Source organism: Vibrio hepatarius (assembly GCF_011806575.1).
GTDB lineage: Bacteria > Pseudomonadota > Gammaproteobacteria > Enterobacterales > Vibrionaceae > Vibrio > Vibrio hepatarius_A.
Genome location: NZ_JAATOO010000010.1, coordinates 47,016 through 70,862 on the forward strand (window position 1 = coordinate 47,016; position 23,847 = coordinate 70,862).

22 protein-coding genes are annotated in these 23,847 nt (G+C 38.6%); all 22 read right to left on the minus strand.

Annotated features, from left to right (window positions below; genetic code table 11):
- Positions 1-20 precede the first annotated feature (20 nt).
- The 22 genes from HCZ42_RS22100 to HCZ42_RS10070 all read right to left on the minus strand — a co-directional run bounded on the left by HCZ42_RS22100 (position 21) and on the right by HCZ42_RS10070 (position 23,834).
- A complete protein-coding gene (locus HCZ42_RS22100; RefSeq protein WP_167420560.1) occupies positions 21-356 on the minus strand; it encodes an EamA family transporter in 336 nt (111 codons plus the stop codon).
- A complete protein-coding gene (locus HCZ42_RS09970; RefSeq protein WP_167420561.1) occupies positions 349-720 on the minus strand; it encodes an EamA family transporter in 372 nt (123 codons plus the stop codon). Before HCZ42_RS09970 ends, HCZ42_RS22100 begins: the two co-directional genes overlap by 8 nt.
- Positions 717-1,460, minus strand: coding sequence for a class I SAM-dependent methyltransferase (locus HCZ42_RS09975; protein ID WP_167420562.1), 744 nt, complete (start codon positions 1,458-1,460; stop codon positions 717-719). The genes HCZ42_RS09970 and HCZ42_RS09975 overlap by 4 nt, the downstream gene beginning before the upstream one ends.
- Positions 1,450-2,385 (minus strand): class I SAM-dependent methyltransferase, encoded by a 936-nt coding sequence (locus HCZ42_RS09980; RefSeq protein ID WP_167420563.1) that lies wholly within the window; start codon positions 2,383-2,385, stop codon positions 1,450-1,452. The genes HCZ42_RS09975 and HCZ42_RS09980 overlap by 11 nt, the downstream gene beginning before the upstream one ends.
- Entirely contained in the window at positions 2,363-4,306 is a 1,944-nt protein-coding gene (locus HCZ42_RS09985; protein WP_167420564.1) for an NAD-dependent epimerase/dehydratase family protein, read from the minus strand. The genes HCZ42_RS09980 and HCZ42_RS09985 overlap by 23 nt, the downstream gene beginning before the upstream one ends.
- On the minus strand, positions 4,299-5,198 hold the full coding sequence (locus HCZ42_RS09990) for a transketolase family protein (RefSeq protein WP_167420565.1): 900 nt from the start codon (positions 5,196-5,198) through the stop codon (positions 4,299-4,301). Before HCZ42_RS09990 ends, HCZ42_RS09985 begins: the two co-directional genes overlap by 8 nt.
- Positions 5,195-5,980 (minus strand): transketolase, encoded by a 786-nt coding sequence (locus tag HCZ42_RS09995; RefSeq protein WP_167420566.1) that lies wholly within the window; start codon positions 5,978-5,980, stop codon positions 5,195-5,197. Before HCZ42_RS09995 ends, HCZ42_RS09990 begins: the two co-directional genes overlap by 4 nt.
- A 14-nt stretch (positions 5,981-5,994) precedes the next feature.
- Positions 5,995-6,864, minus strand: a complete 870-nt coding sequence (gene rfbA / locus HCZ42_RS10000) for a glucose-1-phosphate thymidylyltransferase RfbA (protein WP_167420567.1) — start codon at positions 6,862-6,864, stop codon at positions 5,995-5,997.
- Positions 6,861-7,892 carry a dTDP-glucose 4,6-dehydratase gene (gene rfbB, locus HCZ42_RS10005; protein WP_167420568.1) on the minus strand — a complete coding sequence of 344 codons (1,032 nt, stop codon included), beginning with the start codon at positions 7,890-7,892 and terminating at the stop codon, positions 6,861-6,863. Before rfbB ends, rfbA begins: the two co-directional genes overlap by 4 nt.
- A gap of 53 nt (positions 7,893-7,945) precedes the next feature.
- Positions 7,946-9,889: a polysaccharide biosynthesis protein gene (locus tag HCZ42_RS10010; protein WP_167420569.1), complete on the minus strand. Its 1,944-nt coding sequence runs from the start codon at positions 9,887-9,889 to the stop codon at positions 7,946-7,948.
- 55 nt (positions 9,890-9,944) lie between these two features.
- Positions 9,945-10,493 (minus strand): sugar transferase, encoded by a 549-nt coding sequence (locus HCZ42_RS10015; protein WP_167420570.1) that lies wholly within the window; start codon positions 10,491-10,493, stop codon positions 9,945-9,947.
- A gap of 5 nt (positions 10,494-10,498) precedes the next feature.
- Positions 10,499-11,449, minus strand: coding sequence for a UDP-glucose 4-epimerase family protein (locus tag HCZ42_RS10020; RefSeq protein ID WP_167420571.1), 951 nt, complete (start codon positions 11,447-11,449; stop codon positions 10,499-10,501).
- Entirely contained in the window at positions 11,442-12,614 is a 1,173-nt protein-coding gene (locus HCZ42_RS10025; protein ID WP_167420572.1) for a glycosyltransferase family 4 protein, read from the minus strand. The genes HCZ42_RS10020 and HCZ42_RS10025 overlap by 8 nt, the downstream gene beginning before the upstream one ends.
- Entirely contained in the window at positions 12,611-14,254 is a 1,644-nt protein-coding gene (locus HCZ42_RS10030) for a heparinase II/III family protein (protein ID WP_167420573.1), read from the minus strand. Before HCZ42_RS10030 ends, HCZ42_RS10025 begins: the two co-directional genes overlap by 4 nt.
- Positions 14,251-16,389 carry a bi-domain-containing oxidoreductase gene (locus tag HCZ42_RS10035; protein ID WP_167420574.1) on the minus strand — a complete coding sequence of 713 codons (2,139 nt, stop codon included), beginning with the start codon at positions 16,387-16,389 and terminating at the stop codon, positions 14,251-14,253. Before HCZ42_RS10035 ends, HCZ42_RS10030 begins: the two co-directional genes overlap by 4 nt.
- 1 nt (position 16,390) lies before the next feature.
- Positions 16,391-17,176: an AglZ/HisF2 family acetamidino modification protein gene (locus tag HCZ42_RS10040; protein WP_167420575.1), complete on the minus strand. Its 786-nt coding sequence runs from the start codon at positions 17,174-17,176 to the stop codon at positions 16,391-16,393.
- A complete protein-coding gene (gene hisH, locus HCZ42_RS10045) occupies positions 17,170-17,793 on the minus strand; it encodes an imidazole glycerol phosphate synthase subunit HisH (RefSeq protein WP_167420576.1) in 624 nt (207 codons plus the stop codon). Before hisH ends, HCZ42_RS10040 begins: the two co-directional genes overlap by 7 nt.
- The gene (locus HCZ42_RS10050; RefSeq protein ID WP_167420577.1) at positions 17,790-18,923 is read right to left on the minus strand and encodes an N-acetyl sugar amidotransferase; all 1,134 of its coding nucleotides are present in this window, start codon (positions 18,921-18,923) and stop codon (positions 17,790-17,792) included. The genes hisH and HCZ42_RS10050 overlap by 4 nt, the downstream gene beginning before the upstream one ends.
- 228 nt (positions 18,924-19,151) lie before the next feature.
- Positions 19,152-20,195: an acyltransferase family protein gene (locus tag HCZ42_RS10055; RefSeq protein WP_167420578.1), complete on the minus strand. Its 1,044-nt coding sequence runs from the start codon at positions 20,193-20,195 to the stop codon at positions 19,152-19,154.
- Entirely contained in the window at positions 20,173-21,189 is a 1,017-nt protein-coding gene (locus tag HCZ42_RS10060; protein WP_167420579.1) for a hypothetical protein, read from the minus strand. The genes HCZ42_RS10055 and HCZ42_RS10060 overlap by 23 nt, the downstream gene beginning before the upstream one ends.
- A 145-nt stretch (positions 21,190-21,334) precedes the next feature.
- Positions 21,335-22,573 (minus strand): hypothetical protein, encoded by a 1,239-nt coding sequence (locus tag HCZ42_RS10065; protein ID WP_167420580.1) that lies wholly within the window; start codon positions 22,571-22,573, stop codon positions 21,335-21,337.
- Complete coding sequence (locus HCZ42_RS10070; RefSeq protein WP_167420581.1) at positions 22,554-23,834, minus strand: flippase; 1,281 nt, start codon at positions 23,832-23,834, stop codon at positions 22,554-22,556. The genes HCZ42_RS10065 and HCZ42_RS10070 overlap by 20 nt, the downstream gene beginning before the upstream one ends.
- Positions 23,835-23,847 lie beyond the last annotated feature (13 nt).

Sequence of the window (23,847 nt, forward strand, 5' to 3'; positions counted from 1 at the left end):
CTGACTACCCAATATTAACTCTATATTGGATTAACTAAAGAAACCGTAATACCAGTGATAATCATAAAGGTACCAATCCAAAACTGAGTGTTAATTTTCTCTTTAAAAAAGAATACAGAAAGAACTGGGACCAATACGAAAGATAATGGAGCAAACATTACTAAGATAGACAGGTTCATGGTTCGCAAGGCAAGTAATACGAACAGCATAGAACCTACCATCAAAGAAATTCCTAGAAGAAGGTATTTGATTTTTTCCCCATTACCAAGCTGCGTATTCAACTTAAATGCAATCTGAGAGAGACTGCTTAAAGATACTGAACATAGACAAAAAATAAACTCTTGAAGATTAATCATATACTGATTTTAAAACTATCATTAACCCAAACAAAATAATAACTAGCCCTAAAACATAGCTTAGCCCCACATGTTCATCAAATACTAACCAACTTAATACTGGAGTAAGTATATATACCAACGACTGATAAGGATAAGCCGTTGATAGAGGGATGTACTTTATTACGACCAACCAAGCGCCTAGCGCAATTGCTGAAATAGATGCAGAAATATAAAACCAAAAATTAAATATAACACCTGAAACAGGGTTGTCAAAGTCATTAATACTCAGTGCTGCCAACTTATATGAAACTTGAGCGAAAGACATTAATATAATAACAATTCCAAGAAGAACAATCAGGTTTCTCTTTCTATTGATAGTCATTTCTTAGACTTAAACAAATATACTATTTGTCCACAAATATATTTTCTAAATAAAGGAGTAGCTTCGACTAAAGGTTCGAAAGGTTTTAATAATTTAACCAATAAATCGGGACAAAAAAATGGAACTACATTAATATATTTATAGTCAACATTTATTAAACCAGCTCTTTCTGACCACGCTGTCAATTCTTTAGACGAAAATGATCGTTCTTCATGCTCAATATGATATTGAGAGTTCTTTTCTATAAGTTTAAGTACTGGGTTAGACCCATTAGGCTCCAATATAATTATGTCGCCTTTAAACTTTGCTAGCTCTATAAAAGCTTTTTCTGGGTCAGATAAATGGTGTACAACACCTCTAACAACAATACAGTCGTATGAGTCAGAGGCCAAAACAGTATCAAGTTCGTAAATATTATCAACTTGAAAACTAGCAATATGACCTAGACCATATTTTTCCGCTTTATCTGTGGCTGCATCTATTGCTTTGTCCGCAGGATCTATACCAACAATTTTCTTTACACCTAATTCGCAAAACTCAAGTGTGTAAGAGCCATCTCCACATCCAATATCTAGTACTTTTTTCCCCGAAAAATCATAAATATCACGAATAGAGGTAGTAAGCCGAAGATTTGCCTCGTTTGAAGAAAGCCTATCTGTAGTATAGGCATACGAACCCATTTCATTGACATCTCTATTAAACTCAGATACGTTTTTTTTAACCAGCTCTTTAGTTTTCATTAATTTTTTCCGCACTTACTATAATATTACCAACAGGTATCGATAAAACGACATTATTCAACTTGGTTAGCTTCAAGAATTTATACAGCTTCTTCTTGAACCCTGAGCCTATCGGAAGTAGTTTAATCCAATAGCTTACTGGATAAGCATTTTTTATCTTTTTCACTTTCACGTTATGATAACCTACAGATTCTAGTAGATATATCATAGCCTTGGGATTAAATAGTTGGAGGTGTTCAATATCAATGATTGGAGATTTAGATCCTAAAACCCTATTTAGTATACCGCTCTCATTATGTACTACAAATACTGCTTTGCCATTATTGACTAAAGTCTCATAAATCGACTTCACTAATACTTTTGGGTCGGAGACGTGCTCCAATGTCATAAATGAGCAAGCTAAAGAGACTTGCTTTCCTTTTAGGAGCTCCTCCGTAAACATACTGTTTATCATTTTACTTTTAATATGCGCTGGAGCACTTTCTATTGCAGAAGTCGAAGGTTCAATTCCAACAACTTCTTGGTAACCTAATTCTTCCAAAAATGGTAATAGAGGACCACTTCCTGCACCTATATCAACAGCTATACCTTCACGACACTCGCCTTTACATAATTGCTTTATATATTGTGCATATGTTTTCGCAGCATAGTATGCTTCATCAGAGGAATCATACTGAGCCTCACTGTAGGCGTTTTCTAAGAATTCATGAGAAGGAGGTTCAGGAGCATATATCAAATTACATTCGATGCACCTTTCCAGCCTAAAGCACATAAACTCAGGAGCTTTTCGAGATGCATATGAGAATCCATTTATTTTACTACTGTCAATACGCTCATCCATAAACGGTTTTGTAGCTTTAGAGCCGCAAACAGGACAACTTCTAACTTTACTATTACCAAAATCACTCATTGATTTCTTTACCATCTTTTATCATTGATGCCCTAATGTACTCAGGTCTACCCTTCACTTCATCGAGGATCTTACCAATATACTCACCTAAAATACCCAAGCCCAGAATCGTAGCAGCACCAAAAAGCATAATAAGCAGACTGATCGATGTTAGCCCTTTCGGTACCAACTCAGGATCAATAAGCCTTATAGCAACAGTGGTAAAGGAAAATAGAATTGAAAGGAGTAAGGTTATCCCTCCAAAAGCAGTCAACAGATGAAGTGGCATTTTGGAAAAGGAGAAAATACCTCGTTTAGCCCAACCAATATTTCTTACCCAGTTGTTTGTACTTACGCCAAACATTCTTTCGGGCCTGATATACTCAACCCCTGCCTGCTTAAATCCAACATATGCTCTTAAGCCACGTAAGAACACATCACTCTCGCCACAGCTTAATATCCATTTGACGACTTTCTTATCAATCAGAGAAAAGTCACCAGCATTTTGTGGGATGTTTATCTCACTCAGGTACGAGAACACTTTATAAAATGATTTATAAAAGAACTCGGTCCCCGCTGGCATTTCACGTTTGGTCCGAATACCATAAACTACATCATTACCTTCTAGCCACTTAACGTAAAACTCTTTAATAAGCTCTGGAGGGTCTTGCAAGTCACCATCTAATAGCACACAGGCATCTTTACTTGCGACTGCCATACCACTACGAAAAGCCGCCTGTGAACCAAAGTTACGCGAATGATTGATACCTATAACCTTAGAGTCTTTTTGAGATAAAGATAAGATTGTTTCACGACTATTATCTGGAGAACAATCATTAACAAAAATAATTTCATAATCGATGTTCAACTCAGTAAATGTTTCAACCAATCTTTTGTACATATGAGGAATGGCAGGCTCATCTTTATAACACGCAATAATAGCCGTTATTGAGCGACTCCGATGACCATTTTTTTTAGTCATTTCCGCTGGAGATCTCTCTTTGAAACCATCCCACCAAATGGCCGTTTCTTTAATACCAACTTTTAAAGTCTTGCTAGCGGACCAATCCAGCATTTTTTTCGCTTTTTGGGAATTTGATACCCAGCGATCAAGATCCCATTCCCTACCAGGATAAGATCCAAAATCTGGTTCGCTATCAATAGCGAACAATTGCTTAGTCAATAAAGCGAGTTCTTTTAGAGAGGTTTGCTGTTCTGAACCAATATTAAACGCTTCTCCTCTTATACTTTCGTTTTCTTGTAATTGATAGCCTGCACATACAAAAGCGGAAACTACATCGTCTACGTGAATAAAGTCTCTTTTGACTTCTGGAGAGGTAAAGCTTGGTAGTTCTCCTAAAAGAGCTTTTTTACATAGGTTGGGAATTAGTCGAGAACTATCCTCGTAGGGACCATATACAGAGTAAAGCCTTAAAGTAGCAACAGGGAAATTACGTACTTTACCAAAATAAGTAACCGCTGCATTCGCAGCGACCTTGCTTACAGCGTAGTGGCTATTTGGTGTCTGCTCATCACTTTCCGCAGGGCCATTGGAGTTTGTGCCATATTCGGAAGAGCTCCCCGCACGAACAAACGCACTGACTCCACAGTTTTCGAATACTTCAAGGCATTTTACAAGAGCATTATAGTTTGTTTGATGAATGCTTTCACTCTCTTGCTCAAATGAATACGCACCATAAGAGCTGCAATCAAAAACCGTTTTCACCTGAGTTTCTTCTAGAACTTTTAGGATATTAGTTTTGCTTTTAATATCAAGATGAACTAGACGAGCTTGTGGTATACCCTCCAGCCGCCACGAAAACTTACTGGAAAAATATGCACCATATACATCCTGTCTATACTTAAATAATTCCCGAAACAGGTTTACCCCGACAAAACCACTCGCCCCTATAACCAAAATAGGCCCTTTGAGTTTTTTAATTTTTTCCTCAAGCATTAACTAACCCTTGAATAACAATTTGCATACTTTTTTCATCTAGTTGACACTCTTTCCTATGGAATTTTTGGGAGCCATATCGTTTACTAGGGTAGCCTTGAGCATAATGATGAATAAATTGAGACGGAGTACTTCCTTGATTCACACATTCTAGTGCTATAAGTGACCCGAGCCCTCCACTTCGAACATGCTCCTCGAAAACCACAAGTGGTTTAGCGGATATTTCGGTCCAGAGTTCCGGAGGTGCTATAGTCGCGTCAAATTCACAAACGACCCACAATGAAGGTCTTTCAGACTCGGGCAAGTCTTTTAAAACTCGGATAGCATTACCTACTAAGGGACCTAGGACAGCCATAACGCCCAAAGAGCCAGAGAAAATCTTTCTCCATGACTTATAATCTGGTGGTATAAAATCATTAGGGCTGTCATCATAACCAAGCCTCAAATAGGTTGTCGTACTTACTGGCTGTGACAGTATCGCTTTAACATCTTGGTCAAAGGCAGGTATTAGTACCTTAAGATTAATCGAAGACATGACCGAGCAATCTTCTAAAGCATGATGAGTGGGCCCCATATAGCCATAGCCATATCCTCCACCATTACCCACTAAACATACTGGAAGTTTAGAAAAAGAAAGATCGTTTCTTACTTGTTCAAATGGACGTGCATAGCAGAAAGGTGCGATGCTATAAGCAAACACAGTATTACCAAGCTTGGACAAACCAGCGGCAACTCCAATCATATTTTGCTCTGCTACCCCTACGTTAACAAAACGGTCTCCATATGCCTCCCGAACTTCCTCCAAAGCCATAAAGCCTAAGTCTCCGGTTAAAAAGAACGTATCATACTTATTAGTTAAGTCGAGCATACACTCTGTAAACACTTTCCTCATTTCGCCTCCTTCACAGAAAGTCTCGACAAAGCATCTTGATATTGTTCTTCGTTGATAGGTAAATAATGAGACTCTAACTTACCTTCAAAATGCAAACCGTTACCTTTTACAGTATCTAACAACAATACCATTGGCTTTTCTGAGTCTTGAACGCTCAAGCCTCTAATTAAAGACTCTATATCATGTCCGTTAAATCTTTCGACACGAGCACCAAAGCTCTCCATTTTATACTGCAGTTCCTCGAACGAGGCGACTTCACTAGTGGAACCAAACCCTTGCAGTTTATTGAGATCAATGATAATAGTAAGATTATTGAGTCTTTGATGGGCACTAAAAATTAACGCTTCCCAACAGCTTCCTTCTTGCCATTCACCATCTGAACATACGCAAAATACTCGAGATTCAGATTTCTTGACTTTCAATCCATAGGCTAGACCGGAAGCTAAAGACGGGCCATGGCCTAAAGAGCCGGTCGAAAAAATTACATCTGATAAAGACAAATCAGAAGGGTGCCCTCCTAATCGAGTACCATTTTTTGAAAAAGTGGATAGATCTTCGTCACTTATCTTTCCCAATGACCATAAGGTTGTATAGAGTGCCGCAGCAGAATGGCCTTTGGATAAAATAAATTTATCGTCTTCTTGCATCGTATGGTGGTGTAACACCACCAAAGCATCTATACACGAAAAATTGCCACCTATATGACCGGTATTCGTTAAGTAATGAAGCTCGAGCAATTTGGACTTCACCCTGACAAGAGTTTCTTGGAGCAAGTTATTCATTTAGATTTCCTAAACTAGTCGTCATCTAACAAGCCAAGTAAATATTGACCATAAGAGTTTTTGGAGAATGGTGCAGCCGACTGTCTAAGTTGTTCATCTGATAACCAACCACTCCGAAAGGCGATTTCTTCTAAGCAAGCTATCTTGTACCCCTGCCTTTTTTCTATAGTTTCGACAAAATGAGAGGCTTCCAATAAGCTTTCGTAAGTGCCTGTATCTAGCCATGCGAAGCCTCTGCCTAAAAGTTCAATTGATAGATTTTCATTTTCCAAGTAGAGTTGATTAATACTAGTTATTTCCAGCTCGCCTCGCTCAGAAGGTTGCAACTTTTTAGCATAATCTAGTACTTTGTTGTCATAAAAATACAGTCCTGTTACGGCATACTTTGATTTGGGGTTCTCTGGTTTCTCTTCGATCGAGAGTACTTCCATATTTTCATCAAACTCGACAACCCCAAATCTTTCTGGGTCTTTTACTTTATACCCAAATACAACTGCCCCGCTTTCAAGAGAAGCTGCCTGTTTTAGTTTAGGGGAAAAACCTTGACCATAGAAAATATTATCTCCAAGAACAAGGCAAACAGGGTCTTTTCCAATAAAATCTTCTGCGATAAGAAATGCTTCAGCAATACCACGAGGTTCTGCTTGGATAGCGTAATCTATACTAACTCCAAACTCATCACCGTTTTTAAGCAAGCGTTTAAAGCCATCAACTGTGTCGGGAGTGGTTATTATTAAAATGTCTTTTATACCCGCTAGCATTAAAACAGAAATAGGGTAATACACCATTGGTTTGTCATAGACGGGTAAAAGTTGCTTTGAGGTGCCTAAAGTAATCGGGTATAAACGAGTCCCAGACCCTCCAGCTAATACGATGCCTTTCATGAACTTTTACCATCCATATTTTGGAAACTATCCACATACCATTCTATTGTTTTTCTTAAACCTGACTCAAAGGTTTCAGTCGGTCGCCACCCCAATGTATTATAAATTTTATTTGCATCAATAGCGTAGCGAAGATCATGCCCAGGACGGTCATTTACAAATATTATAAGTTCAGAAAAGCTATCTATATGATCTGGTTTCCCTTCAGGAAACATAACATCTAATGTGTCACAAATTACCCTCACAACATCAATATTAGCCCACTCATTTATCCCGCCTATATTGTATGTATCACCAATTTTTCCTTTCTTAGCAACAAGGTATAAAGCCCTTACGTGATCATCAACATATAACCAATCACGAATCTGCTGTCCATCACCATATATAGGAAGTGCTTCACCTTTTAGAGCATTGCAGATCATTCTAGGTATAAACTTTTCGCTATGCTGGAATGGACCGTAGTTGTTCGAGCAGTTTGTTACTAGGGTTGGTAAGCCATAAGTACGATACCATGCTCTAACTAAATGGTCACTTGCCGCCTTTGACGCAGAATAGGGGCTGCTCGGGTTATAGCTAGTTGCCTCAGTAAATAAATCATTCGTTCCTTTCAAATCCCCATACACTTCATCTGTAGAGACGTGTATGAACTTAAAATCGAGCTGTTTACTTTCCTCTAGTGATTTCCAGTAGCGACGAGCAACCTCTAATAGAGTATAAGTCCCAACAATATTAGTATTTATAAAATCTGTAGGCTCACCTATTGAGTTATCAACATGACTTTCCGCGGCCAAATGCATCACCATATCGGGCTGATGGTGTGCGAACACTCTAGTCAACTCTTTTTGGTCACATATATCTACTTTTTCAAAATAATAGCGATCATTTCCTTCTACAACAGACAAAGTGTCTAGATTCCCCGCGTAGGTCAATTTATCTACATTTACTACGCAGTTATCTGTCTTCTGAACAATAAACCGCACTAGCGCAGAGCCTATAAACCCGGCTCCTCCAGTTACCAATATCTTCATATATAACCATTTGAACTAAAACTTGCTTACCAGCAATGCTATTCAGAATTATACTAATGCAACTCTGATTTTTGATTTTCTTGAGTGTCCGACCTAACCAACTTCTTCCACACTAAGTCACCAATATCGTCTGTTGGGTTAAAGTCAGTTGGGGCCTCTAATAACAGAGCTCTGATCTTCTCATGTTCAAAGTTATGACATGCTTTATCTAATTTATCAATGAGCTCTATATAATGCTCTATCGAGAGATAACTCTCATTCGCTGTCATAATTCGTGGGTGAGCCGTTTCCCCCACATTATCTCCAATCAACAGCTCTTCAAAAAGTTTTTCGCCTGGTCGAAGACCAGAAAACTCGATTTCTATGTCACCATATGGGTTGCTTTCATCTTTAACTTCTAGGCCTGATAGCTGAATTAAGTTGACTGCCAAGTCGGTAATTTTTACAGGTTCACCCATATCTAGAACAAACACATCACCACCTTTACCCATAGCTCCCGCCTGAATAACTAACTGGGCAGCTTCTGGAATTGTCATGAAATAACGAATGATATCTGGGTGAGTTACTGTAATCGGTCCACCTGAAGCTATTTGCTTTTTAAACAATGGAATCACTGAACCCGAAGAGCCTAAAACGTTTCCAAATCGAACCATACAAAAGCGTGTTCCCTTCTCCTTAGCATTTTCCTGCTCTGCTAAAGCCTGAAGTCCTAACTCTGCCATACGCTTAGTTGTACCCATAACATTGGTTGGCCGTACCGCTTTATCCGTAGAAATCAAAACAAACGATTCCACTTGAGCTTCAATAGACGATTTCGCGGTATAATAAGTCCCAAATACGTTGTTACGGACGCCCTCTACAACATTATACTCTACTAACGGAACATGCTTGTAAGCAGCAGCATGGTAAACAGTTTGAACACCAAAGCTCTTCATGGTTGTAACAAGGCGATTTATTCGTTGCACAGAACCGAGTAGTGGGACAATTTCAACATTCAAGCTTTCAGCTTCGACCAAGTTCGATAATTCTCGATCAATTTGATACAAACCGAACTCAGAAAGTTCAAACAGGACCAAAGCCTTAGGTTTTTGTCTGACAATTTGACGGCAAAGCTCTGAGCCAATGGAGCCTCCCGCCCCGGTGACCATAACTACCTTGCCTTTAATATTCGCTTCCATTAACGCTTGCTGTGGCGCGACAGAATCACGTCCCAATAAATCCTCTATCGCAACATATTTTAGTTCATCAATCTTCGCTTTTCCATCAACAATATCCTTCATATCAGGAACTGTTAGCACTTCTGCGGAAAGATGAACGAGTGAATCAAGGATTTCTTTTCGCCTAGCTCTGGATGCACTGGGAACCGCAAGTAAGATTTGGCTGACAGAATGTTTCTCAATAAACTTTTCTGCGCGACCAACCCCCTTAACTTTTAAGCCCATAATAATGGTGTTATATAAAGTTTTATCTTCATCAATAAAACCAACAACTTTGTGAGTTTCTGAAGATCGTAAAGCTAGAGCTAATTGACGGCCAGCAGCTCCCGCACCATAGATAAGCACATTCTTCATGCCCTTACTGTTGGCTTGAGTTACTAATACCCGAACGATTAAACGGGAACCACCACATAATAAGCATAAAAAAGCACCATAAATAATTGGAACAGAGCGAGGGACTGGTGCATCAAAATAAAATGCCAAAACTGAGATTGATGCTGCCGAAATAATCGTTCCTATACTTACAACAGCTAAAGCGTGAAAGGTTAAAAACCTTAGTATCGCTCGATAAAGTCCAAGCCTCATAAAAGCAAAAACTGTCACAAGCAAAGTTCCAATTACTACATACCAGGTCAAATAGCTTTCAAAAGGTTTAACATTACCAATACGACTCCAGTAAGCGGCATAAAAAGAAGCCACAACAAAAAAAGCGTCAATCGCAATACTTATTAGACGTTTATAAGTTCGAGGTAAATTCCAAATGTGGTTTAGATTAGCCATACTGTACTCTTTTAATTACCTACCCTATCTAAGAGCCACAAGTGTGGAGAAACTACTATTTAACTGCATCTCCACTACCACTTCCTGTAGCTGTCATTATTATATACTTAAAGTAATCTCTTAGATTAAGTGTATCAATCATCTGTTTATCAATTTTCGCTAGCAGTTTAGGTTTCGACATATCAATATTTTGAATTTGCGCCAAACCTGTAATACCTGGGAGTACATCGTAAACACCAAGCTCATCGCGAGCTGCAATAAGTTCATCTTGATTATAAAGGTTGGGACGCGGTCCGACTAAACTCATTTCACCTTTAAGTACGTTAATAAGTTGAGGAAGTTCGTCCAGTTTTGTTTTACGTAATAATGCGCCTAATTTAGTTATTGAGGAATGACTAGCCAAATGACTCGCTACAGATTTGGTTTCGATTTTCATCGTGCGAAACTTTATCAACTTAAACGGCTTCTTATGTCGTCCCACTCGTTCCTGTACAAAAATAGGCGATCCTGTATCAAACAGCCCAATGACAGTAACCATCAACAATACTGGTGACAAAACAAGCAAACCAAAAAATGCCGCTAATAAATCTAATAATTTAATCATTTACGTTACTTCTCTTTAGCTCGTAAAAAAGCTTTAGCTGTCTCTTTAAATCCATCATCAATAGATTGAGGCGGCTTCCAACCGAGAGTTTCTTTGGTGTGGGATATATCAACTTGCAATGAGCCTACTAACCTATCTACGACGTCCGACTTGCCAAATAGATTACCAACCATTCTATAGCCCCATACAGGAATTGGCAGCTGCCATATTGGCTTACCTATCGCATTAGCCATTTTTTTGACCATATCTGAGGTAGAAATATCATGACCATCTGAAACCAGAAACACTTGATTAGCCGCTTTAGGGTGATCGATACAAGTCATCATCAGATCGACAAGGTTAACAATAGAAACTAAACTACGACGGTTATTGTGAATACAACCAAACGGTAACGGAACACCTTTAGCAACTAGGTTCATCAAGGAAGCAAAATTAGCTTTTACTCCTGGCCCGTAAACAAGGGGGGGTCTAATAACCACGATTTCCATCCCCGACTCTTTACCAATATCAAAGAGCTGCTGCTCAGCTTCTGATTTTGATAGTCCGTAATCATCTCCAGGAGCGTGCGCATCAGCATAAGTAAACGGCCAGTCAAGCGACGTGCTATCCCCATTCACTTTTATACTGCTTAAGAAGATAAAACGCTTTACACCCACCTTTGCTGCTTGACGAGCCAAATTGATCGTACCACAAGTGTTCACCTCTCTATACTCTTCAAGAGGGTTCCTCACAGTATCCTTCATGACATGAACACGTGCGGCAATATGAACGACAACATCCATACCCGTCAAGACAGAATAATAATCTGACTTAGTATCTATACTTGCGTTAAGGTAGGTACTACATTGAGGTGGCGTCGAACGTCCAAGTAAATTGACATTATCACTGTTACCATAAGTCTTAAGAAAATGGCTCCCCACAAAGCCTGAGTATCCAGTTACCAAAAGATTATTCATGAAACATACCTAATTCTACAATTGTATCACTCATTTCCTTCATAAGGTTAGTTCGAGTATATTTATTAATAAAAGCACTTCTATCTGTATGCTCAAGCTTTAGCTTACTCAATGCTTTCATTGCCCCATTGTGGTCGCTAGGGTAAAAAACCTCTGCATTTAAGAGTTCCGATTTAATGAAGTCAGCAGCATATCCCGATACGCCAGCTAGGATTGGCTTTCCTGTAGCTGCATATTCAAATATTTTTGACGGCAGGACTTTCTCAAATGCTGGGTAGTCATTCAAATGTAAAAAGAGAATATCTGCTTTCAAGTACTCTTCAACTAGCTCTTGCCGACTGACCGGAGGCAATAACTCCATGTTGCTAATATCGAAAACTCTGTCAACCAACTGTTGTTTTCGTCCACCATCACCAATAATGCAGAATTGATAGTTTTCGCTTGCTAAATTAGCAAACTTAGGAAGAATTGTATGCAACCCCTGACCTTCACCAATATTGCCCGCATAAACAAGGCGTTTTAGCTTTTCTCGCGAACCTATTTCACGTTTAGTCTCAGGCAGGTCTAAGAATTCACCATCAATACCATTGGTGAACCAAGTGTAATTCGCCTCAGAGTATCGGCTCTTAAAATACCTAGCAAACCCTTTAGAAACGAGGTTAATATGTTGAGCTGAAGAAAATGTATATTTTTCAATGGCTGAAAGCACTGGCTTTAATAGTAATACAACTTTAGGAGATAGGACGTCTTTAATTGTATCTACAAAAATATCTCGTATATCCAGATACAAGGGTACTCTCTTATTTTTGGCGATACGAGCACCTAAAAATGCTGTGAACAATCTAGAACTAGTAGCAAAAACTAGATCATATCTTTCACTCTTAGCTAGCTTTTGAGCCTGATGATAAAATGTTTTAAATGACTTTATTTGGTCTAGCATCCCGCTTTCGTGAGACGGCAGCAATATACGTCTTATTCTTACATTGCCATCTATCTCTTCTGCTTCAGCACCTGTATCAAAACTGGCATATCGATTTGGCATTGTGGTGATTACATCAACCTCCACTCCAGACTTTTGCTTTAGCTGCTCAACTAAAGCAGTCGTTCTAAACGAGCCAGCACATAGGTCTGGCTTAAAGTAAAATGATAAAACCAGTATTCTCACGAGTCCCTCTTAATTAGTGTAATTTCTGTTCTTAAGTTGCCATTTGCAAACTCTATCTCAACCTTTTTATTCGCAATGGACTTACCAAACTCTGGATGCCAAGTGCTGTCTTTAACATTTATGAGCTCTGCACTACTTATTAAGCAAAGTACTTCATCATCCTTCGTAATCCTGAGCTGTTTCGCTGAAACCCTAGCGACACTGACGTCAGGATGAAGATGCAGGTGAAAACACGCTGGAATTGGTTTTGACAACATATCAGTGACAATGACACTATCAGGCATGCATAGCAACTCTCTAGTATGCTTAACTTTCGGACTTTGCTGCATATAACCGTTATGGCTGGCGACTAATTGTATATGTTGCTCGCTGTTGGTAGATTTTTCTAACTTTGCATACGCCCGTTTAGCTACTCTAAAGCCAGACCAAACCTGTGAAGAGTCACATTCTAGTACCGATACAGTATTATGAGCTGGAGTTTGACGCTGCCTTATGCGCTCAGCGCTGGTGCCATATAGGGACGTTCCTGAGTTTACGAAGACACGTTGCTTACCCATCGACAACTCAAAACTTAATGTATCTGCATGAGCATGACCCGGTAAATAGTCAGGCCCAACATTCGCATGATCGAAAATAATAGAATAGTGCTCATACGACACTCGGCTATATCCGCTATCTTGATTAGTAATTAACTTCTCTTTTACTCTATCATGTTCAAGACATAGCTTTTTTGCATAAGTAAAAATCTGTTGTGGCTGCATTGCGATACCAATAGCTGCGTCGTTAAAAAAGCTCACTTCGCCATCATCATGTATCATGGATGAAAGCCAGTTTAGTGCTTTTTCTGCGATAGCAGTCCACTTTGGCAAACAATCAGTTAGTTCAGACCTGTTACTTGTCATCGCCAAATCTATCAGTTCAAGTAAATCCCACAACAGGATTTCATGATACATTGGCGAAAGTTCAAAATGAGCACCATCTGCTAAAAACTGCTCATCAAGCTCTTCATTCAACAGGTTGATCCCCTGCACTAGCAGCTCCGCTGAATTTTCCCCTTGCAAATAAGCACCAACAAAGATCAGAGCCTTAGCATTGGCAAATAAATGATTACCAAGGATATGATACTCCAATAGCTGCACCAATACATTGGCTTGGTCGAGCATACTCTTAAGGTACTTAGGCGATACTTGAGGCTGCACACTGCACCACTTGACCCAGTTTACCAGCCGCAAAGAAATAGGGTACGGTTCCCAACCATTTCCAGTACAAGGCGGGTTTTCCTCAATCCACTTATCAACAAAGCTTTGATGTAGAGATTGCCTCTCTCTCCCATTTTGTGAGCTGAAATCATCAAAATAATGTAAGTTATACAACCATAACTTAGACTTACTTCCGCAATTCCAATCCGCAGGACTTTTAATTGTCCCCATTTGGTTAAGAAACTTAACATCAGTGTTACTAAACAAGCTCTGCCTGTTCAGTAATGGTCCAGACCATTGCCATTTAGAACTGCTTGGTTGACCACTCTCGATAAACTTTGGCTTACAGAATTGATAGTAAACTCTGAAATATACCTGCTTGAATTTAAGATATTTCACTGTGTGAAATATCTTAAATATCTTTCCTAGTTGACCACTCATTGTTGTCTGAGTTGCTCAGCTATATCTATAGATATCTTCGCAACTTCAAAAATTTCATATATGTCAATTGGCGCTTGATTGCCTTCCCGGATAGAATCCAAAAACAATTGCGAGCAAAGGTTTTGACCTTTATCTTGCTTCCAAAGGTTCATTTTCTTGAACCCTTTAAAGCCATAGCCTTTTAGCTTTACAAAGTTATCTAGCTGGAGAACTTTGCCGTCAGCAAATACTTCTATTCTCTCTTTCGGGAAGCTCGCGGCGCCGTTGGCGTAATAGTGAATAGTGCCAAATGACCCATCGGCAAAACCCAGAATGATCGCTGCCTTGTCTTCTGCAATGTCTATTGCATCACTATCCCCCATTCTACGCGCTTGTACAGACACAATTTCACTACCAACAAGGAAGCGCATTAAATCAACAAAGTGACAAGCCTCTCCTATAATTCGTCCACCGCCAACCGTGATATCTTGAGTCCAATGATCGGCAGGGATACTCCCCGCATTCATTGTCATAATGAACGACTTCGGTCCCTTTATAGGATCAATCAGTGATTTCATTTTTTGTATTTGGGGCGCAAACCGGCGGTTAAAGCCGACCATTAACTTAGGAGGATTTGCGGATTGAGACGCTTCTTCATAAGCAGATTTAACCTGCTCAAGTTCCTCATGAGTGATCGCGAGAGGCTTTTCTACGAAGACATTTTTTCCAGCACTTAAAGCATGCTTTACAAAGTGAGCATGACTATTGTGGCGTGTAACGATTGCAACTGTGTTTACGTCATCACTTTCGATTAGGGTATCAGTATCGGTGGTTGCTTCTTTGAAACCAGCTTGATTACCATGAATAACGCCATTTATGCCACCGGAAGTGGAAATGCTATACAGTTGTGCACCTGCGTTTTTGAACGCTGGAATTAGCACACGTGATGCATAATTACCAGCACCTACAAACCCAATAACAGGCTCTCCTGGCTTGTAATCTACTTCCGAATTAAGCGTGACTTTTGACGAGTGTCGAGTTTTCGAAGGCGAGTCGTACTGCAATAGGATACCTAGTGCTGACTTGTCACTCGTAAGTAAGTCGTATGCTTCCGTTGCATTCTCAAACAAAACACGGTGCGTGATAAGCGGCTTTACGTTAAGTAGCCCACTAGCCATCATATCTAAAATAGCTTCAAAGTTTCTTTGCTCAGTCCACCTAACAAAAGGCAATGGGTAATCATTTCCTTTATCTTCATAGTTAGGATCATAGCGACCTGGGCCATAAGAACACGACACTTGGAACGTCAGCTCCTTTTCATAAAAGTCAGCACGACTTAGTTCTAAGCCCGTTACTCCGACTAAAATGATTCGACCACGTTTACGACTCATGCGAGCTGCTTGTGTAACAGGATCATTCGATTTGGTTGACGCAGTAATAATTACCCCATCAACTCCATTACCACGACTAAATGCCATACCAGCAGCGACAGGATCTTCACCTCGGCTAGGGTTACAAACTTCTGCCCCGAACTCTTTAGCCATATCTAACTTAGCTTGGTCAAAGTCAATAGCAAGTACCCTACAGCCCTGCGCACGTAGCATTTGTACGGTTAACAAGCCAATAAGTCCAACGCCGGTGACGACAAATGATTCACCCATCGTAGGGTTAGCAAGGCGGATACCTTGCAAACCGATACTTGCTACCACTGTAAATGCAGCTTCTTCGTCAGAAACATTTTCCGGGATTTTTGCAACAAGATTTTTAGACACGCGTACCACATCGGCATGTGGTCCATTTGAAACTACTCGTTCTCCAACTTTAAACGAGTCTACTCCACTGCCTGCTTGATCAACAACACCCACGTTACAGTACCCCAAAGGCAAGGGCTGAGCTAACTTGGATTTAACAGCATCAACAGTAGTCATAAGTCCGTCGGTTTGAACTTTTTCGAGCACCATTTTGACTTTATCAGGCTGAGAGCGAGCTTTATCTATTAAGTTTGCTTTACCAAAGTCCACAAGCATTCTCTCTGTGCCTGCAGAGATTAAGGTCGTGGTGGTATTAATGACAACATGGTTTTTAGTTGCTTTTGGAGCGGGCGCTTCAACAATTGACGAACCGCCTTTCGCCATATCCTGTAGAATTTGTTTCATCTTACTTTCCTAATTGCGAACGTGCGATTTTTCTTATCTTAGTGAGGACATCTTGTGTCAAATAATTAATAAGTACCGCTTTGTAAACACCTTTAAAGACAAAAAGACTCCCAGCAGAAGCGCCGATTACTTTAAACTTTTCAATCAACTTTAATATATCTTCTGAAGAACCCGCCCCGCCAAGTATCGTAAGTGGAACACTTGCAAGCTCTCGCACTTTTTCGGCCAACTTCATATCGTAGCCTTTCATCATTCCATCTTGATCAATTGAGTTGATAACTAGCTCACCAATTCCAATTTCTTCTAGCTCAGATATGACTTGCTCAAGTTTGTTTTTAACTTTTTTCTTTCCGTTATGGGTATAAATCTCATAACTGCCAAATAACGTTTTCTTGACGTCTAAAACGACAACCACACTTTGCTTGCCAATGATATCTGCCATTTTTCTAAGAACCGATGGGTTGCTTAACGCTTCACTTGAAACTGCGACTTTTTCAACACCCAACTTAATAATTTCTTGTGCTTGCTGGGGGGTTTTAATTCCTCCCCCGTAACACAATGGCATACGACTCTCGTTTGCTAGATGTTTGATCATTTGATAATCGGGAGATCGGTTTTCGACTGTTGCGTCAATATCTAACACAATCAGTTCATCCACCTCTTTTTCATTGAAGATTTTGACAGCATTAATTGGGTCCCCTACATACTTAGCATCTTTAAACTTTACAGTTTTTACTAGTCCTTTGTTATGAACGAGCAAACATGGGGATACTCTTGATCTCAACATAATGAAAACTCAGCAAAATTCTTAAATAAGTTAATACCATTCGAGTGACTTTTCTCAGGGTGGAATTGAAATCCAAATATGTTGTCTTTTCTCACAGCGCAGCAGAATTCATCACCATAGCGGGCGTTAATAAGTACATCTTTTGGATCGTGTGCGTCAAAGTAATATGAATGGATAAAATAGAACCCTTTCTCACAATCTATGTTATTTAACAGCGGATGTGATTCTGTCGGCTCTATCTCATTCCACCCCATATGCGGAAGTTTTGGCTTAAAGTCTATTTTTGACTCATCGAACTTCTTAACTGAAGCATCAAACCAACCAAGCCCAGCTAATTCACCTTCATCACTGCTTTTCGCCATCACTTGTAAACCAACACAAATCCCCAGCACCGGTTTTTTTTTGACCAGTGCAAAGTGATCTAGCGCTGCTCTCATCCCAGACTTTTCAAGTTGCGTCATCGCTTCATCAAAAGCACCAACACCTGGCAAGATAATCTTGTCCGCTTTTTTTAGTTCTTCTGGAGTAGTAGCAAAAAAAGTCTCAATCTTTAACTTAGTAAATATATTTTGAATGGCTTGAATGTTACCAGAGCCATAATCTACTATTGCGATCATCTTTTGCCGCCTTTCTCAAGACCAAGCTTTCTCATCACCTTCGCACCTAAATCATAAATAGATTGCTGGTTTTTATAATCTTTGTAAGTTTTGTTAGGAGCTTCCAAATAACCTCTTAGTTCATCTGCTGTGATACCAAGCTTGTTAGCAATGTAGCTGAAATCATCATCGATCGTCTCTGGATCATATGGTGGCTTCTTGAGTCTCTCTAGTGCATCTTCGCGGGTCATTTGGCCTGTAACGATCAAACTAGAGTACTGTACTTTTCGAGTGTCATAACCAAACTTTTCGTACAACCAATAAGCCTCATAGAAACGTGTAAAGCGGGACTCGAAGTGTTTTTGCGCGTAGCGCTGATAGCCGTAATTATCAACTAAAAACTGCGTCGCTTCCTCTTTATCATAAGGCATAAAGTCGAGTGGTCTATATAGCTTAATCCCTTTGATATACGGCAAGTACACTTTGTGCCATAAGATGTTTGTCAATGGGAAGTTTTTCAGTTTTTTCGTGCCAAATTTATTCTGAATATCTTTAATTTGACGAGAATCAGACTGGAAATACATCCATTCCAATGGGTTTCGAATACACTCGGTTGAGTAGTTACCACCGGTCAGAATGTGCTTAATATTATGCTTTGAAGCAAACTTGTACATGGTTGCGAAAAAAGCATGATCTTGTGGTGTATCAGTATGAGAAACACCGGCTTTAAAGAAAGAAAGCTGTAAGTCTTTCATTTCTTCCCAATCAATAACTTCTGTATAAAGATCTAAGCCAAGTCGGTCTACTATCTGCTCAATGTTATGAACAGCCTGTTGGGAGTTCCAGCCAGCATCAACATGGAAAACTAATGGTCTTAAGCCGAGTTTTTCTTTTGCTAAATAAACCAAATATGAGCTATCTATACCACCACTCATACCGATAATACAATCAAACTCTTTGCCTTTGCCTTCCTTCTTAATATCTGCAGCTATCTTAGTTATCTCTGCCCATCCCTTTTCGTCAGGATGCCAATTTGGCTTAATATCATTGTAAAAAGTCGTGCAGTGATCACATACACCATTTTCATCAAATGTAATCTTGCTATCTGTCGTGTCCATGACACAGTTAGTGCAAATTCTATAATTTTTCATAATAGTTCCAAAAACAAAGCCTAAAATGAAGGGACTAGCTACCATAAAATAGGGTCTAATATCACTTCGTTGCCCAACACTCATCAGGCTTGCAGTCAATCAAACCAAACACTCTAGTCTAAAACAGAGCTGAATTAGAAGATGTGGTTTCTGACTTAAATTTCAAAATTAGTTTCATTTTCATATCGTAATAGGAGAAAATGTAGAGATAGCCACATCAAGAGTATGCTATTTAACTCGTTTTTCATCGACTTTTCTTACTAGTGCTAAGACCCTTGATTCAATTGCATACCAAGAAAATACCGCCAACAGGCTAGAGGCTAGAGCTACACATATGACTCCCCCTAATGGCGAAGCACTACTCAAAATTCCAGCGTACAAAAAAAGGTTAATTACTGGCATATGGTATAGATAAACTCCATACGATATATCATTTCTGTTAATCCAATTCAATTCAAATGGAAGTTTCAAGTAAGCCAATTTATAGACTAATATTGACAACAATATAAAAGACAATGGATTAATATTATTTTGAGCGTTGTCAAGATAACTACCACCAACATAATTCATACTTACTACAAACAATGCCATAACGAAATAGAAATTACTTCTTTCGATAAACATTCTTAGTTTAATGTTCGCCGCTACTAAAGCACCAAACATAAACATATAAACCCATGGTAAAAAGGTGACATAAAACAACTTAAATAGAACATCATCCCAATTATACCAATACACCCGATAGATTGCGGCTATAACGCTCAACACAATCAAAATGTAAAACAGCTTGTTAAAGCGCGTATAAATGAGAAACAGAATCGGTGTTAGTATATAAAATTGGAGTTCCAAAGTGATCGTCCACAAACTTCCATTTACAACACCTACACCAAAACCTCTGAGAAACTCAGGATTATAAAACTGGACGAAAGTAGATTGACCAACAAGCCATGATAATAATTCTACATTAGTATAGTCAACCGAATGCAAATAATCAGATGCATAAAGAATAGCAAGTGAAATTATATTTGCCAACCATAGCGCTGGAAATATTCTAGCGATACGATTAGTAAAAAACTTCACAATTTTTTCATTTCTTTCATATGATTGATAGATCAAATATCCACTTATAAAAAAGAAAACTGGCACACCAGGAACAACTTTAATTGCGTTCAGAACACCAAAATCAAACTCAAATGAGTTGTACGAATGAACAATTAACACTTGGAAGGCCGCGACCAACCTAATTAGATTAAAGTTGTTTTTGTGAAGCATGATTTTGATATCCTTCCAATACTAAAAATACCACAATGAATATGTATACATCGAAAACGGTTGGATAAAACACCGTTTCTGTTAAGCTTCTGATATAAAATAAAGAAAATAGAAGCACAACCAAAATTTTCCTGTCAAATCGAACCCGAACAAAGAAAACTATAACTAAAGGAACAATGGTAAATACAAGATAAAATATGCCAAATATGTAATGTGCACGAATAAGAGTATTATGTGGATTTCCTCTAAAGTACTGTTCAATTACTGTACCTTTGTAATCTCCTCCAGAGATAAAGTAAGCTAGATCCATCTTCATCAGGTAGTCTTCGATAATAGATACACGTGCCGTATCATATAGCCCAGCCCCTATTTTAGTATGATTGAGAATAGCAAAAACACTATCCGCTAAGCCTGTACTTATAAACATAAGACTAAAGCCAGAAAGAATTAGTAGTGTAAAAACAAACAGCTCCATTTCAACAGATAAGCTTCTTGCGTTAAATATTTTCAACCTATGATAAAAATCAAAGCCGAGGAAGAATAAAAGCCCACTTAAGTATGCAAGAGACACAATCATTGACGTTCTTCCCCAACCAACATAGCAAATACAGACACAGAATAAGGCCGGTACTATAGATGGTTTTTCCCCAAAAATTATCTGAACGATAGAGTAATGAATACTCAATATCAAAACAAAAAGTGTAATCCCATTTGAGCTAACTCCTTCAATCATTTCTTCTAAAGGAAATGCCACATTTAGATTCATGAATATATATATTAAGACACTGAAGTGAACAATCAATAAATTAGTTTTTAATATTGTTAAAAGCCGACATTTAAGACTAACCAGCAAGCTAGCTAAAATTAGCATAGCTAAAAAATTAAAACCATGATATAAAGGAGACAAGCCTAGCCTAAAAACACTTAGAGGGAAGAGAGCAACAATCGAAATAACCGCTAAGAATATAAACTTCCTCTCCAACTTGGTAAACATCAAACTCCTCGAAATCGAAGCTTGATATATATACATTAAGAACGAAAATAAAGAAACAACTAAAGCTAATAACTGATTTCCATAGATATATGCCAAATTTAAAGTTAGCATTGTAATGAAAAGTAATACAGAAGGAGACTTCATACTAATTAGTAGCCCTTTCTTTAATAAAATTTAGCAATTCTCGATACCTAAGAACACTATTAAAACTGTCTCTTCCTCTAGGAGGTGTTGTAATTAACCAGTTACTAATTAACTCATACTTACACTCTATCTTATAGACAAAGCCCTGGTTTTCTAACTCTGTATAATAATCAGACTTAGTTGAACGAAACTCAGGATTCATTACTAGTGACTTAACATTAAATTTAGCCGCTTCAATACAGACAGAGCTAGACCAGGTTATATGATAGTCCACGTTCGATAGAATCAATGGTAGAGGAATAGAAGAGTAATACTCCCAATCAATATCGAACTCACTAAAACGCTCCCCCCAGTATTTACTAAACCTCACCCCTTCATCCGAAGCAAAGCCTTTCAGCTGATTTGGATGTAGACGCACTATCCAATTAAACTCGTCTTTGTGCTGTTTCATAAATCGCTCTAGTTCAGGATGGATAAACCCATTGGGTATAGTCACATCCCCCCAAGATAAAGACAGCACTATTGTACGTTTCTTTTTATCTACAACTATTGGGTGCTTATTTGTCAAGAAAGTTACAAGCTTATCACTTGCTTCCTTTTTAAGAAAACGGCTGATCCAAGGGTTACCAGTTTGAATAACGTCAATGCCCCTGCCTTGACACCATTTATCCATCACTTCAAAACTCCCTTCATCCCAAACCAAAAAAGCACTAGGCAACCAGCAATTAGGATCTGACGAACGAAACTTCTCACCATACCATGGGTGGCTATCAGATATGACCCCGTGCTGGATATCTGCAACCCATATCCCTCGTTCGTGGCACAGTTTACATAGTTCTCTAGACGGGTTGATTCCTACGACTACTTTTGGCATGACCTTGTCCAGAATATACTGCCATATCGAATATTCATAGTGAGAAAAAGGATAATCACTCGTAGTCATCCCTTTGAGCCTTTTCAGTATCATTGCACGAGCAAATGGCCCTTCCGGAGACAAAGCATTCCCATATGAGATATCGCCTTTAATTGTAGAAGCAATTCGAGTAATACTGACGGTCGTTAAACCCAGCTTATTTAAATCATCTTCAAGAGTGTCAATTAAGGGTGAATACTTCTTTCCATTGAAGTCAATATATCTATCATTGTCACAAGCAAATGTCAGGACATCACTTTTAGGATAGCTGGGGTGACCAACCTTCAGACAGTCTAGTATTACTTTTCTAATTAGTTTTATGTCCAAAATCCGCTCCTAATAATTTTAATGACCAAGGCATTGGGTAAGAGACGCACGCAGCTATCCAGGTTAATATAAACTGTACAAAACGACTGATCGTGAACGCATAAGCTGCACCAACTAGTCCAAATGAATCAATTAGATAATACAAAAGGCAAAAATTAACGATACCTGATAAAACGGTTATATAAGGAAGAACTTTTGTTTTCTTAGAAAAAAATATATAGTTCGTAACTAACAAATACATCCCACCAAAAGCCTGACCAAAAACTAATACAATGAATATTTCCGCTACATTAGCATACTCTCTAGGTAGAAACATTGGCATTGTAATTGGGGACAAAACAAAAGAGATTGTTGAAACAAGGATAAGCCCAAACATAGCTATATAGGTCATTTTTACTATTTTAACTTTGTCTACGCTTTCTTGTTTCAACTTTCCAAATAACCATGGAACATAAGCTTTGTTCGCAGCATCACAAACTACGCCAAGAACAGAAGATAGCTGCAAAGAAACTAAAAAAATCCCAACACTTGCTAAATCTAGCTTTTCCTTTACGATAATCATTGCTAGCCAAGTGATCAAAAACGTGCCCAATTCATGTGGTATCAAAGGAACACCATAACGGAAAAGCCTCTTGCCAATATTTGCTTCTGCTCTGAATCGAACATCGTATCTTTTATGTAGTATGTAGATAGAGATAAAACCAGTTGCTGCAATTGAGATTACCCAACCGAAAATTCGGCCATCTCCTGTTTGATAGAGAAAATACACTAGAAAAATAGACAATATAAAGTTTATTAGTCCATTTCCAATTTGAAGAAATGCATACTTTTTAGCGTTCTCCCTACGTTGATACAAACCTAATAGCAACAGAAAAAAGTAGTTAAAGGAAGCAATAAACAGCGAAAAATACAACCATGACTCATCTAACCCCAACCAATTTGACAAATAACCAGAAGAAATACAGATAAAAGCAAAAACGACTATTGTACTTGACAATAAAATAATCAAAGAAGAACCAATATACTCTCCAAGTTTATTATCATCAACATCATAACTATATCTAACTGTAGCACTATTTGACCCTAGCCCTACAATTGAATATAAGAACACTGTTATAGATTGAAATATTGCCACTTTCCCCATTTCTTCGGGAGAAATAATATAGGCCATAACTGGAGTCAGTAGGAAAACTAATCCAGAGTTTATTATCGTTGAAAACAAATAAAACGATGAGTTCTTTAAAAATCTATTTTTGACCATATGACAAACTAAA